This is a genomic window from Deltaproteobacteria bacterium (assembly GCA_030654105.1).
Classification (GTDB): domain Bacteria; phylum Desulfobacterota; class SM23-61; order SM23-61; family SM23-61; genus JAHJQK01.
In genome coordinates this window covers 1-12468 of record JAURYC010000347.1, presented here as the reverse complement: position 1 = coordinate 12468, position 12468 = coordinate 1, and the positions used below count along the sequence as shown (strand labels likewise).

13 protein-coding genes and 2 tRNA genes are annotated in these 12468 nt (G+C 51.1%); 8 read left to right on the top strand and 7 right to left on the bottom strand.

Going from position 1 to position 12468, the window contains the following annotated elements; all coding sequences use genetic code 11:
• Positions 1 to 24: 24 nt before the first annotated feature.
• From rplI to Q7V48_15235, 5 genes are all read right to left on the bottom strand, one after another.
• Positions 25 to 489, bottom strand: a complete 465-nt coding sequence (gene rplI / locus Q7V48_15255) for a 50S ribosomal protein L9 (GenBank protein ID MDO9212083.1) — start codon at positions 487 to 489, stop codon at positions 25 to 27.
• A gap of 146 nt (positions 490 to 635) precedes the next feature.
• Positions 636 to 881 (bottom strand): 30S ribosomal protein S18, encoded by a 246-nt coding sequence (gene rpsR / locus Q7V48_15250; protein ID MDO9212082.1) that lies wholly within the window; start codon positions 879 to 881, stop codon positions 636 to 638.
• Positions 865 to 1308 (bottom strand): 30S ribosomal protein S6, encoded by a 444-nt coding sequence (rpsF, locus tag Q7V48_15245; GenBank protein MDO9212081.1) that lies wholly within the window; start codon positions 1306 to 1308, stop codon positions 865 to 867. Before rpsF ends, rpsR begins: the two co-directional genes overlap by 17 nt.
• A 107-nt stretch (positions 1309 to 1415) precedes the next feature.
• Complete coding sequence (locus Q7V48_15240) at positions 1416 to 2672, bottom strand: molybdopterin molybdotransferase MoeA (protein MDO9212080.1); 1257 nt, start codon at positions 2670 to 2672, stop codon at positions 1416 to 1418.
• Between the two features lie 35 nt (positions 2673 to 2707).
• Positions 2708 to 4297 (bottom strand): transglycosylase SLT domain-containing protein, encoded by a 1590-nt coding sequence (locus Q7V48_15235; GenBank protein MDO9212079.1) that lies wholly within the window; start codon positions 4295 to 4297, stop codon positions 2708 to 2710.
• A gap of 144 nt (positions 4298 to 4441) precedes the next feature.
• Between Q7V48_15235 and Q7V48_15230 the strand changes: the two genes are divergently transcribed.
• The 8 genes from Q7V48_15230 to Q7V48_15195 all read left to right on the top strand — a co-directional run bounded on the left by Q7V48_15230 (position 4442) and on the right by Q7V48_15195 (position 10602).
• Positions 4442 to 4528, top strand: a tRNA-Leu gene (locus tag Q7V48_15230).
• Positions 4529 to 4713: 185 nt separating this feature from the next.
• The gene (locus tag Q7V48_15225) at positions 4714 to 5346 is read left to right on the top strand and encodes a DUF3786 domain-containing protein (protein ID MDO9212078.1); all 633 of its coding nucleotides are present in this window, start codon (positions 4714 to 4716) and stop codon (positions 5344 to 5346) included.
• Positions 5347 to 5711: 365 nt separating this feature from the next.
• Positions 5712 to 5787 (top strand) — tRNA-Glu (locus tag Q7V48_15220).
• 143 nt (positions 5788 to 5930) lie between these two features.
• Positions 5931 to 6818 (top strand): DMT family transporter, encoded by an 888-nt coding sequence (locus tag Q7V48_15215; GenBank protein ID MDO9212077.1) that lies wholly within the window; start codon positions 5931 to 5933, stop codon positions 6816 to 6818.
• A gap of 177 nt (positions 6819 to 6995) precedes the next feature.
• Entirely contained in the window at positions 6996 to 8255 is a 1260-nt protein-coding gene (locus Q7V48_15210) for a CoA transferase (protein ID MDO9212076.1), read from the top strand.
• A 3-nt stretch (positions 8256 to 8258) separates the two neighbouring features.
• A complete protein-coding gene (locus Q7V48_15205) occupies positions 8259 to 9251 on the top strand; it encodes an ornithine cyclodeaminase (GenBank protein MDO9212075.1) in 993 nt (330 codons plus the stop codon).
• Between the two features lie 79 nt (positions 9252 to 9330).
• Positions 9331 to 9468, top strand: a complete 138-nt coding sequence (locus Q7V48_15200) for an OadG-related small transporter subunit (GenBank protein ID MDO9212074.1) — start codon at positions 9331 to 9333, stop codon at positions 9466 to 9468.
• Between the two features lie 3 nt (positions 9469 to 9471).
• Positions 9472 to 10602, top strand: a complete 1131-nt coding sequence (locus Q7V48_15195) for a sodium ion-translocating decarboxylase subunit beta (GenBank protein MDO9212073.1) — start codon at positions 9472 to 9474, stop codon at positions 10600 to 10602.
• Here the strand turns inward: Q7V48_15195 and Q7V48_15190 are convergent, their stop codons facing one another.
• On the bottom strand, positions 10603 to 11370 hold the full coding sequence (locus tag Q7V48_15190; protein ID MDO9212072.1) for a tetratricopeptide repeat protein: 768 nt from the start codon (positions 11368 to 11370) through the stop codon (positions 10603 to 10605).
• A gap of 385 nt (positions 11371 to 11755) precedes the next feature.
• Complete coding sequence (locus Q7V48_15185; GenBank protein ID MDO9212071.1) at positions 11756 to 12370, bottom strand: ferritin family protein; 615 nt, start codon at positions 12368 to 12370, stop codon at positions 11756 to 11758.
• Between the last annotated feature and the right edge of the window lie 98 nt (positions 12371 to 12468).

Genomic DNA, 12468 nt, shown 5'->3' with positions numbered 1-12468 from the left:
GTTCCTTTAAAAGCGAAGGGCGAATTAAGACTTCGCCTGATCCGCAGCCGCTGGCACGACATTGACCTTCATCTGGGCCGTGACTTCCGGATGCAATTTTACGGGAATGGTGAAGCTCCCCAAAGTCTTGATGGGGTTTGGCATCTGAATTTTCCGCCGGTCCACGGCAAATCCCTGTTCACCCAATAATTTTTGTAGGTCCATGGAGGTGACCGCCCCGAAAAGCTTCTCGTTCTCCCCTGCGGGACGGGCCAAGGTGAAAGGAAGAGTTACTATCTTATCAGCTAAATCTTGGGCCTTTCTTTTCTCTTTGCTGGCTTTGTCCAGGAACGATTCCCGCTGGCGCTCCAGAAGTTGAAGGTTGGCGGGAGTGGCCTCGAGAGCCAATTTTTTGGGGATGAGAAAATTGCGCCCGTATCCGACGGCGACCTGAACAATATCGCCGGCCTTCCCCAGGGAAAGGACGGTTTCAATTAAAATGACTTTCATACGATCCTCCAGAGAATCAGCTGCTCCTCAAGAAGCAACTGTTTTCTTTCCCAACAGGATGTCCCGAAGGCTTTCGGGAAAAGGTTTTAAAGGCCCAGCACGGACAGGCTAAGGCGAGCAGGAGAACTCCACAGGAGGCGGAGCTATCATGAGCCGAAGAGCGAAAAGGGCATGAGCGCAATGTTCCGGGCCTTTTTAATTGCGGACGTAAGATCCCTCTGGTGCTTAGCGCAGTTCCCGGAAATCCTTCGCGGAAGGATCTTTCCCCGCTCGGAGATGAAGTGGTTCAGAGTTTTTACGTCCTTATAATTAATCCTCATCCCGCTATCCGCACAGAATACGCAAACTTTCCGTCGCTGGAAAGGTCTTTTTCTCTTAACTGGCGCTTTCATTTTTCTTCTCCTCCCCGAAAGCCTTTGGTTCCGCTTCTTCCCTCTTTGGCTCGGGAGAGGGCGAAGAGCGTTCAATGACGTTAATGGCCTTTTTATCTGGCCCAGCCTCTGGCAAGGCTTGCGCGGCTTCTGGAGAGACTTGGTTGCTGATCCTTACCGTCTGGAATTTAAGGACCCGATCGTTCAACCGAAGATTGCGTTCCAGTTCCCGGACCAGGTCGGTAGCTGCCAGATAATCGAGCAAGAAATAATGCCCGCGGGTATTCTTGCGAATCTCATAGCTCAGCTTCTTCGGGCCCCAATCTTCCAGCTTGATCAATTCTCCCTTCAAGCTGCTCATAATGGAGCGTAATTTTTCATGCAAGACAGAAAGGTCTTCTTCGGTCAGTTCTGGGTGGGTAATAAAGATGGTCTCGTAACGTCTCAAGTGTTTTCCCTCCTTATGGGTTCGATAGCCCTTCCGCCTTGCGCGCAAGAGCAAGGAGTAAGCAACTCTTTTTATACCTTAAAACGCCCCATAGAGCAACTGTTTTTTTACCCCGCTTCGGCAAAGGAGAGGTAAGAAGGCATAGGCGTGTGGAAAAACGTCGGGTCAAGAAGAATCACGGACACAACCTCACCGGCGTGAACTCCCTTCATATCCCTGGGGATGACAATTAACCCTTGGGCTTTGACCATGGAAGAAAGAATACCCGACCCTTGCTCGCCAGTGGTGGAAGCGCAAATTTTTCCCCCCTCACGGAACAGACGGCAGCGGACGAAATGAACAAGACCAATTTTTTTCTCGATATCTTCGAGCAGTTCTGCTTTCAGCGTGGGCCGGAAAAGGTTTTGATGCCCGGACATTTTTAGGATGGAGGGCCGGACAAATTGCTCAAAAGAAATCATGGAAGAAACAGGATTTCCAGGGAGGCCAAAGAGGGGTTTTCCGGAAATGATCCCAAAAGCCAATGGTTGACCAGGCCTCATGGCGACTTTCCAGAAATTTATTTTCCCCAGTTTCTTAAGCATTTCCTTGACGAGGTCGTAATCCCCCATGGAAACGCCCCCAGACGTTAACAAAATATCGGCAATCAACCCCTGCTGAATCTTGGATAAGAGGTCTTCCATCTGGTCTTTGGCAATGCCCAACTGGATGGGAAACCCGCCGCAGGCGACGACTTGAGCCGCCAAAGAGTAACTGTTGCTGTTAACAATCTTGCCCCCGGCCCAAGATTCGTCTATTTCTAAAAGCTCATCGCCAGTGGCCAGGATGGCGACTCGAGGTTGCTGGTGAACAGAAACGAAAGAGCGCTGGAAGGAAGCCAGCATGCCGATGTGGGCAGGGTGTAAAATGGTTCCTTTGACCATAACGCGTTCTCCTGCCTTAACATCTTCCCCCGCCCTCCGGATATTTTTTCCTTTTCCAGGGCCGGTAAAAATTCTTACCGCCTCCCCTGCTTTCTCCGTGTCCTCAACCTGGACCACAGTATCCGCGCCCCGGGGGAGGGGAGCCCCGGTCATGATTCGCAAGGCTTCGCCAGGCCCCACGCGCCCTTTATAGATCCTCCCGGCAGGCAAGTCGGACAATACCTTGAGAACAACGGGTTTTTCTGGGGAAGCCTTGCGAACATCCGTCCACCTTAGGGCATATCCATCCATGGCGGAGTTGTCCCAGGGAGGAATATCGCGCGGGGCGACGACATCTTCTCCTAAAACTCGCCCTTGCGCTTGCAGGATGTTCAAGCGCTCTAACCCCAGGCGGGGAATCTGTTCAAGAATTCGGTGGATCGCCTCTTCAAGATGAATCATGGATCAAACCAGTTTTGGGAGCTCAGGGAAACCTTCTATGGAGGGAGCAAAAGCCTAATCCCGGGTTTGATTTTAGACTGGGGCGAAAGGCCATTGAGCTCGCAAAGATCTTGGTATTTTACCCGGTATCTTTTGGCAATGCCCGTTAACGTTTCTCCAGGGCGGATAAGATGTTTTTTACCTTTGATTGCAGCCAAAGGGTTGTAAGTTAAAAGGTTCTTTTCGTAGATTTCCTTCTTTCCCGGCGGGAGTTTAATTTCGAACAGGGAAGACCCAGGGGGCGTCTTTCCTCTCTTCAGAGCAGGGTTGAGGGCGCGAAGCTCGGCGATGTCGGTCTCGGCAACCTTGGCAAGCCAAACCAGACCGGTGTCTGGGGGAACCAGTACCTTTTCGTAAACCAGCGGGGGAAGATAATTGATGTTCGAGAAGCCATACTTATGGGGTTCCTTGGCAATGAGAACCGCAGCCAGGAACATGGGAACATACCGTTTGGTTTCCTGCTTAAGATACCGGTACCGAGAGATTTCCCAAAAATCTTGACTATTGGCTTTTTTCATGGCCCGCAAGACTTTTCCCTCCCCGGCATTATAGCTGGCAGTGGCCAGATCCCAGCAGTTAAACATTTCATAAAGGCTTTTCAGATATTCAGCTGCGGCGTAGGTGGACTTTTCCGGATCCCGGCGTTCATCGACCCACTTATCCACTTTGAGGCCAAAACGACTGGCAGTCCTGGCAATAAACTGCCAGATCCCGCCAGCTTTGGAGCGGGAAATGGCGTGGGGATTATACCCGCTCTCGATCAAGGCCAAATAAAAGAGTTCCTCCGGAAGGTTTTTTTCCCGGAAGATTTTTTTCATCATATCTTCGTACGCTGGCGATCGGGCTAGAGCGTTGGAGAAAAAGCGACCGCCCTTTTGCTGGAAAAAGGCGATGAACTCTTCAACTTTTTTCTCGTTGAACGCGGAAGGAAAGATAGCTGAAAGGGGCGAAACCGGGTTTTGCCCTAAGGAAGGCGTCTCAGATTCAAATTCACTCGGTGGGAGAAGTTGAGAAGGTGAGTCTGCCGTCAGGGAGTCGAACAAATCCTGATACCTGCCGTTGGCACCCCCAAAAGTATTCCTCCCCTCGCTGGGTTTTTCTACCCCCGCGATTACCCTCTGGATAAATTCGGATTGCGAGGCTTGCCCCGCTTGGGCCATTTTTATCTCTGCAGGGGTATTCTCTTTTTCGGCTGCTGGAGATAAGGGATCGGCTGCAACAACTTCTTTTTCCGCCACGGTGGGCAAAAGGGGGACATTTTGGCCTGGATCCGCGTTTTGCACCTTCTCCTCAGCAAGGAATAAAGTTTCTTCCTCCCACGAAATTGGATCGCCGGCTACGGCTAAAATTTCATTCGCTGAATTGTCTTGAACTGGAAAGATGCTCCCCGGCGCGTTCTGTAAAGGTTCGAATAGGTTTAGAGCAATCCGATCGGCCGGGGGGTGGAAAGAAGCCTGTTGCTGTTGAGGAAGAGAAGGGTCGGGGAGAGGTTTGTTCTCCCGCAAAGATAACCCGCTGCAACCAGCAAGGCAGATAAATCCACTTATGAAAAAAAGAAAAACCTTCTTCAGAAGAAGCCCTTTCATCTCGTTCTTTTAAAATGGACTATATAATAGCCAAAGGGTATAAACCTGTCAACCCACAAAATGGCCAAAAGGAAAAAGGCGGAAAAAAATCTTGACAACGGACTGATTTAAAAGTAGTTTTGTATTTAATATATTTCTTAATGTGCCGAAGTGGCGGAACTGGTAGACGCGCTAGGTTCAGGGTCTAGTGTGGGTTCCCACGTAGGGGTTCGAGTCCCCTCTTCGGCACCAGAATTATCGGCGGCTTTAATGGCCGCCTTTTTTCACTCACTAGGGATTAATAAAAAGGGAAACATTTTGCTAATTGTCGAAGGGTTAGGTATCATTAAAAAGGAGGCAGTGTTGGTATCAGCGACACCAATAAAAACCGGGCCCTAACCACTGCCACGAACACTATTATTTCAGGGAGGGGGAGCATGAGCAACAAGCAGAAAGATGAACAAGCCACCCATGCCCTGTATTGGGAGGATCTGGCGCAAGCGGAGCCGAGCGAGGTTTGCCAGAGAACAATGGCTACGTATAGTCTGGAGCGGAAGGGCTATCTCCTGCCCATCCTCAACCAGAAATATTTAATCCTCCCGGTAGAGCAAAAAATTTTCTGCATGCGTGGGGATTTTTGTGAGGAAGAAAAGTTACGCGATTATTTCTACTTGATGGTCCTTCTTTATTTATTAGAAGCTAAAGAGGGCGAGCCCACAAGCACCTGGATCAGCGAGAAGGAGCTTAAAGGAGGAACGACCTTCTTCCGCGGCCCCCACGCTCTGCAAGTAGAAGGGTTAAAGACGGCCTTCGGGAAAAACCCTGAAGCCTTCGGCCGCGCAGGAAGCCGCTTGGGCGGAATGGAGCTCCTTTTCGGGGATAAAGCTTTCGCCCTCACGGTTTTCCCGAAAGTCCCCCTGGCTTATGTTCTTTGGAAAGAAGATGAGGAATTTCCTCCCCGAGTGACCGTCATGTTCGACTCCACCATCCAGAATCACTTTTCTCTCGATGGAATCTGGTGCATCGTGGCCGAAGTGAGCCAACGCCTTCTTATTGCGCAGGAGCCATGAGAAGATGGAATGGCTGGGCACCCATTAAATCAGCAAAGATCCAGAAATTTATGGAGACGAAAAAAAACGCCAGGAGTACATCTTGTTTCTTACGGATGGAAGGAGGGGCTAAGGGCTAAACTGTTATGAACCTTATACCATTTAGCCACCACCAGTTTTTCATGAAATCCCTGGATCACTTTTGACCCTGTCCCACCAGCCACAAGGTACCCTTGTGAGTAGGAATTAATTTAAAGTTTCAAGTTGAAACCCGCAACTCGAAACTCGCAACCCGAAAAATCCAGAGATCCTTGAACCCTTTTTTGGCCTTGACTAAGAGGGAGATTTATTATACTTTGGAATCCTCCTTCCTAAGCTTTCCCCAAGGTCCCATCGTCTAGCGGCCCAGGACGTCGGCCTCTCACGCCGAAAACACGGGTTCGATTCCCGTTGGGACCACCAGGTGAAGGGTGAGAATTAAAAGATCTGATCGGCAAGTAAATAAGAGGGTTCTATTCCTTTCCAGAATTATCAGCCGCCAACCCCGTCTCCGCTTATCCTCCTCATTTTTATGATTATAAAATTCTGTAAAAAAAGGTGATCCTTTGATCGGCGAAATCAGCGCCTTGGGGTGTGCATTCTGTTGGGCATTGAGCAGCACGCTAACGAAATCAGTGGCCGGGAAATTCGAGCCCAGGACCTTAAACCTCCTGCGCTGCTTGGCGGCTTCCCTCTTTTTATGGGGAATCATTCCCTTTTCCCCGGGAATCCAGGCGTTATGGCAAACACCCGGAGATTCCTTGATATACCTGATTCTCTCCGCTTTGATAGGAATTGCGCTGGGCGATACCATTTACATTAGAGGGCTCAAGCTGATTAATATTACGGTTGCCCTCCCCGTTGCCCAGGCAGCCATGCCCCTCTTTACCTTGGGGGCAGCGGTTCTGTTCTTAGGGGAGACGATCACTTGGGCTTTGTTCTTAGGTACGACTCTGGTTTTGGCGGGAATTTATCTGATCGCTGGACCTGGGGAAAAAAACCGCTTCCCTCTGGCAGTTCCCACCGCCGAGAAAAAGGGAATGGGCATTGGTCTCATACTGATTGCTTCTTTGCTCTGGGCCATTTCCATCTCTCTTCTCAAGGTGGGCCTTCAGGAAGTGAGCCTAATATTGGCCAATGGGGTTCGCCTGCCCGTTGCCTCCTTGGCCCTTATAATTTTGATTTTGTTTCAAAAATCGCTCCAGCAACCCACCAGGCTGCATATTCGCGATGTGGCTGTGGCGGCAATAACCGGAATTTTGGCCTTTGGATTAGGCGGTCTCCTTTTCCTCCAGGCCCTCCTCTACTCCGGAGCAGCAAAAGCGACCGTGCTGACCAGCGCTGCCCCACTGTTTGGACTTCCCCTTTCGTTGGTCTTTCTTAAAGAAAGAGTGACGAAGAGGATCGCTGTTGGTACGGTTCTGGTAATCTTGGGCATTGGTTTCAGCGTTTAAAAAGTTCAAAGGCCCCTGGACTTTCATTTTGTCTTTCTTTTTGATATAAGGGTTTAGGGTTTATATTCTTTGGGAAGCATAGGCGTGGGAAAAGCTTGTTCGCCAAAAGAAAGGAAAAAGCAGAAGCTTGGCCCCGCCTAAAGTAACCCGCGTTAATGATTGACGAGGAGAATTTAAATGGATCTTAAAAAAATTAGTGCTTTTATTCGGGAACAACGGAAGCAAGCGGAGAGTTCCAATTTGCCCCTGAAAGACGTTCGAGTGGTCGATTTGGGAGCAGTGGTCGCTGCCCCTTATGCCGCTACTCTTCTGGGGGATTTCGGCGCCGAGGTGATCAAAATCGAACCTCCGGGCGTTCCCGATGCCATCCGTTTTTGGGCCATGGTGGAAGAAAAAATCCAGCCCTTTTGGCTGGTGGCCTCGAGGAATAAGCTGCCCATCACCCTCAATTTGAAGCACCCCCAAGGGCAAAAAATCTTCACCCGGCTGGTGGAGGGAGCGGATGTTTTATTCGAGAATATGCGCCCAGGCACCCTGGATCGGCTGGGATTTTCTGCAGAAAAGCTCTGGCAGAGCAACAAAGGGTTGGTTATCGGCCGAATCTCCGGCTATGGCCAAACCGGGCCGTATGCCTTTAAACCTGGTTTTGGCACCCTGGCAGAAGCGATGAGTGGCTTCACTTACAAGAATGCCCAACCCGGGGGTCCTCCGACCAACCCTCCTCTGGCCTTGGCGGATATGATCGCCGGGACTCATCTTGCCTTGGGAACAATGATCGCCCTGCGGGACCAGAAACGGGGAGAGAAAGGCGGCCAAGAGATAGACCTTTCTTTGTACGAACCCCTCTTCAGTTTCATGGGGGCAGATTTTCTGATTTACGCCCTGACCGGAGAGATTCCCGGACCCATGGGTAACGAAGCAAATTTCACGGCCCCGAGGAACAGCTTTCAGACCAAAGAAGGAAAGTGGGTCGCTCTTTCAGCAAGCGCTCAGGCTCCTTTTGAGCGGATGATGGACCTGGTGGGCCACCCAGAATTGAAGACAGCGCAAGGGTTCAGGAATAACCAGGAGCGGATTCAAAAAGAAAGTCGTAAGGTTCTCAACCGGGTAATCGGAGAGTGGATCAAGAGCCGAACCTTAAAAGAGGTGGTGGATGAATGCGAAAGAGGGGGTGTTACCATAGGACCGGTCTATAACATGCAGGATATTGCCAATGACCCTCACGTTAGAGAAAGGGGTAGCCTGGCGGCAGTTTTTGATCCAGATTCTGAGCGGACCTTGTCGTTTCCTGAAATTCCCATCCGTTTATTGCAAACTCCGGGGAAAATTCGCTTTCCCGGACTTCCCATGGGCGCGGCCAACGAAGTGATTTACCAGGATCTTCTGGGCTATTCGCCCTCAGAGGTACTCCAGATGAAAACGGAAGGGGTGATATGAGGGATGAAGATCAAAGTCTTTAGAGCCGAAGACATCAACCAAGCCCTTTCCATGATGGAGGCTGTCGAAGTCGTCAAGAATGCCTTCGTCCAGCTGTCCAGCAAGCAGGCTCAATCCCCCGTGCGCACCTCGTTAAATTTGAGAAATCAGGGAGAAGTCGCCTTGACGATGCCGGCATTTCTGGGTGAAACCCTGGCCCTGGGCACGAAGATCGTCACGGTTTTACCCCAGAATCCCTCCAGAGGCCTTTCCGCCGTTCAAGCCTTGGTGGTTCTCTTCGATGCCACTACCGGCGGACCTTCAGCCATTTTGGAGGGAACCCACTTGACCCGTTTGCGGACAGGAGCGACAACGGGCGCAGCTACTCAGGTCTTCTCCCGGCGGGACGCTAAAAAGCTGGCGTTGTTCGGAGCTGGAGGGCAGGCGTTTTTCCAGGTGCAAGGAGTCTGGGCGGCCCGGAAAGTGGAGCGATCCGTGATTTTCGATCTCCTCCCAGAGAGAGTGGATTCGTTGATCGGCCTGCTCAAAAAAACCCTTCGGGGGCGGGAGGTGGAAATTTTAAAGGCCCGTTCTCCAGAAGAAGCCTTGGAGGGAGCGGACGTCGTGGTTACGGCTACCAGCTCCCGTCAGCCGGTCTTTCCCGGAAAAGCGCTGAGCGCAGGCGCGCATGTCAATGCCATCGGGGCCTTCAAGCCAGAGATGCAAGAAGTGGATGAAGAGACGATCCTTCGTTCGCGAATCTTCGTCGATTCGGTTGCGGCTTGTCTGGAGGAAGCGGGGGATTTGATCATTCCTTTGAAGAAAGGCCTTCTTCGCCAAGCGGATATTCAAGCCGAGCTCGGCGAAGTAATCGCAGGGAAAAAACCCGGACGGCGGGATGATCAGGAGATTACGTATTTCAAATCCGTGGGCAATGCCGTCCAGGATATTTCGGTCGCCCAGGCAGTCTTCCAGCGAGCCGTGGCCAAAGGGCTTGGCCAGGAAGTGGAGCTATGATTAAGCGGATTTAACTTGACAAGAATGGCTCAGGCGTTAGAATCAGCGCGCAATGAACGTTTAAGGAGGTAAGTAGAAGGTGACGAATTTAGAATTCGGGTTGACCTTAACCGTAGTTGGGATGGGAGGAACCCTGGTGATCCTTTTCTTAATCACCCTGGTGATAGATGCCTTAAATAAATTCTTCCCTCCGGACATGAAAGGAAAGGGGGAGTAAAAGATGATAATCGACGGCTTGCTTAGTCTCTTGAACGGGTTTGGGAATTTACAGTGGACCAACGGGGTGATGATTCTGGTAGGGTGTGCCCTGCTCTACCTGGGGATTAAGAAAAACATGGAACCGCTTCTTTTGATACCCATCGGTTTCGGGGCCATTCTGGTGAATATCCCTCTCGCCGGGTTAATGGAAAAAGGAGGCCTTTTGCGCTACTTTTACGAGGCCGGGGTGCTGACGGAGATTTTTCCTTGCCTGATCTTTGTCGGCATCGGGGCCATGACGGACTTCGGCCCCCTCCTGGAAAATCCCCGCATCCTTCTTTTGGGAGGGGCAGGGCAATTCGGGATTTTCCTCACTCTTCTGCTGGCCTTGTTTTTGGGATTCACTAAGTTGGAAGCTGTGGCCATTGGGATCATCGGGGCTTGCGACGGGCCCACCGCCATTTACGTAACCTCCAAGTATGCCCCCCACATGCTCGGTGCGGTCTCGGTGGCGGCCTATTGCTACATGTCCATGGTGCCGATCATTCAGCCGCCCATCATGCGGGCCCTGACCTCGGTTGAGGAACGTAAGATCATGATGACCTATAAAAAGAAGTCGATCTCCCGTTCCGTGAAGATTCTCTTCCCTATTGCCGCGACCTTAGTGACTTGCCTGATAGCCCCCCTCGGTACTCCCTTGATGGGAACCCTTATGTTGGGCAATCTTCTAAGGGAAAGTGGAGTGGCGGACCGGCTGGTCAAGGCCTCGCAGAACGAAATTGCCAATATCGTCACCTTGCTGTTGGGCATTTCCATCGGGGCGACAATGGCCGGCCCGGTCTTCCTGAAAGCCCAGACCCTGATCGTTTTGGGGTTGGGCCTGGTGGCCATCTCTTTGGATACGGCCATGGGGATCTTCCTGGCCAAGCTGATGAAGGTCCTTTCCGGGGGTAAGGTGAATCCTTTGATCGGAGCAGCCGGGATCTCCGCCTTCCCCATGTCCGCGCGGGTCGTGCAGGTGGAGGGGCAGAAAGCCAACAAAAAGAATTACCTCCTCATGCACGCCATGGGTGCGAATACAGGAGGACAAATCGGGTCCGTACTGGCGGCAGCGGTCATGCTTTCGCTCCTAAAAGGAATGGGAATCATCTGATCAGTTGCCAGACTTTTTCAAAAAATCCAGGTATTGCTGAGCCAGGCGGGCGTTCTCGCTCCGGGGGGCGATGCGCACCACTTCCTGGAAAGATTTCTTCGCCTCCTCACGCTTCCCGGAGTTGAAATAAAGCAGGCCGAGTTGGAAGTGGGCCTTCCAAAAAGCCGGGTCTTGAGCCAGGGCCGAACGCATGGCGGCAATGGCTGCTTCTGTCTGTTTTTCATCGGTATAAGCCAGGCCCAGATTATAATAAGCCAGGCCGAAGTCCGGTTTCATGGCCACGGCCTTTTGGTAATATTCAATGGCCTTCCGCCGATCTCCTTTTTTATAGTAGGCCCAGCCCATGTTGTTCAGTGGGTAAAAAGGCGTCATGTAGAGAAGGTCTTTTAAAACCGTCTCGAATTCCTGGATCGCTTCATCCCATTTGCCCAGCTCTATGTAAGTCGCCCCCATGGCATTATGAGCTTCGGTGAATTTTGGGTCGAGGACCAAGGTTTGGCGGAAATGCTCCAATGCCTGAAGGAAGCGGCCCTTGGCACTGTAAGCCCAGCCTAAGGCAAATTGGATTTCCGGGTCTTTGGGGTTGAACTTCTCGCCCTGCAAAAGCTCCCTGAGGGCGGATGTGGGATCTCCCTGCTGGAGGCTTTGATAGCCCATACGTAAGTAGATCGTGGCCCTTTGCTGAGCCTGCTCATCTGTCGAACACCCCACCAGAAAAGATAAGCCCACCACTAAAAACAGGATCGCCTTGAATGAATTCGTAATCATAAAGGACCTCATTCTAATGCCAACTGTAAAAAAAAGAGAAACTATAAAAAAATCTTAATTTTGAATTTTGCAATTGGCAATTTTCATTTTGCAGTGTTAAAAAACGTCCCCATTCAATTGGCCAGATAATCCCCGCCCCTTCCTGCGCAGCAAGTGATGAAAGATTGCCCCGAGGCTTTCAAAGGGATTTGTTTCCTTGTTTTATCTTAAAATTTCTCTGGGCCCTCTGTGGTGAATCGCCTTTTTTAGGGAATATAAATTTTTATCTGAAAATATAATGGCTTTTCTGTTAGCCTGTCAAGCTATTTGATGACTCGAAAGTCGTGCTCCGTTTCGGCGATAGCTCAAAAGAGCATGGATCTTTTCCGAAAGAGGGTCCGTTGGTTTAAACCATCTTCTTGAAATTCTCTTTGGTCGCCCGGCATACCGGACATACCTCGGGCAAATCGCCGTCAAAAACGTACCCGCATACTTGGCAGACGTGGTATAGCGTTTCCTGGTCTTTGATCATGGCAGCCAGGGCATCTTTATAGAGTTTCGCGTGCCTATCTTCCACATCCCGGGAGCGGCTGAAACTCCAGGCCACATCCTCCCTCTTGAGGGCGAAGGCTTCCTGGATGAAAGCAGGATAGATGTCCGTTTTGGCTTTGATCTCGCTTTCAAAAGCCGCTTTCAGATTATCCTCGGTTTCCCCTATCACCCCTTCCAGGTACTTAAGATCCTCATCGGCGTGGACTCTCTCGGCCTCAGCCACTGCGCGGAAGAGCCTGGCAATCTGAGGGAACCCGTCCTCCTCTGCTTTTCTGGCGAAGGCCAGGTTGCGCAGGTGAGCCTTTGATTCTCCGGCAAAAGCCTCCTTCAATTTTTTCTCCAGGGCATCCGGCAGTTTTTCGTAGAGAATAAACTGGTACTTGTGCGCCCCGCAAACAGGGCAAACTTCCGGAGGAAAAACCCCTTCGTGGATATAGCCGCAAACCGTGCACTTCCATTTCTTGTCCATCCCATATTCCTTTCGGTTTAACCGGAGCACCTTCGAGCGAATCCTTACGTAGACCTGGTCCGCAACAGGGTTCAGGGCGCAGAAATAATTATATTAAA

What these genes read in the sequence shown, in the direction of transcription:
- rplI (MDO9212083.1), bottom strand. Translation starts at nt 489, where the DNA reads ATGAAAGTCATTTTAATTGAAACCGTCCTTTCCCTGGGGAAGGCCGGC.
- rpsR (MDO9212082.1), bottom strand. Translation starts at nt 881, where the DNA reads ATGAAAGCGCCAGTTAAGAGAAAAAGACCTTTCCAGCGACGGAAAGTT.
- Q7V48_15240 (MDO9212080.1), bottom strand. Translation starts at nt 2,672, where the DNA reads ATGATTCATCTTGAAGAGGCGATCCACCGAATTCTTGAACAGATTCCC.
- Q7V48_15235 (MDO9212079.1), bottom strand. Translation starts at nt 4,297, where the DNA reads ATGAAAGGGCTTCTTCTGAAGAAGGTTTTTCTTTTTTTCATAAGTGGA.
- Q7V48_15225 (MDO9212078.1), top strand. Translation starts at nt 4,714, where the DNA reads ATGAGCAACAAGCAGAAAGATGAACAAGCCACCCATGCCCTGTATTGG.
- Q7V48_15210 (MDO9212076.1), top strand. Translation starts at nt 6,996, where the DNA reads ATGGATCTTAAAAAAATTAGTGCTTTTATTCGGGAACAACGGAAGCAA.
- Q7V48_15205 (MDO9212075.1), top strand. Translation starts at nt 8,259, where the DNA reads ATGAAGATCAAAGTCTTTAGAGCCGAAGACATCAACCAAGCCCTTTCC.
- Q7V48_15195 (MDO9212073.1), top strand. Translation starts at nt 9,472, where the DNA reads ATGATAATCGACGGCTTGCTTAGTCTCTTGAACGGGTTTGGGAATTTA.
- Q7V48_15190 (MDO9212072.1), bottom strand. Translation starts at nt 11,370, where the DNA reads ATGATTACGAATTCATTCAAGGCGATCCTGTTTTTAGTGGTGGGCTTA.
- Q7V48_15185 (MDO9212071.1), bottom strand. Translation starts at nt 12,370, where the DNA reads ATGGACAAGAAATGGAAGTGCACGGTTTGCGGCTATATCCACGAAGGG.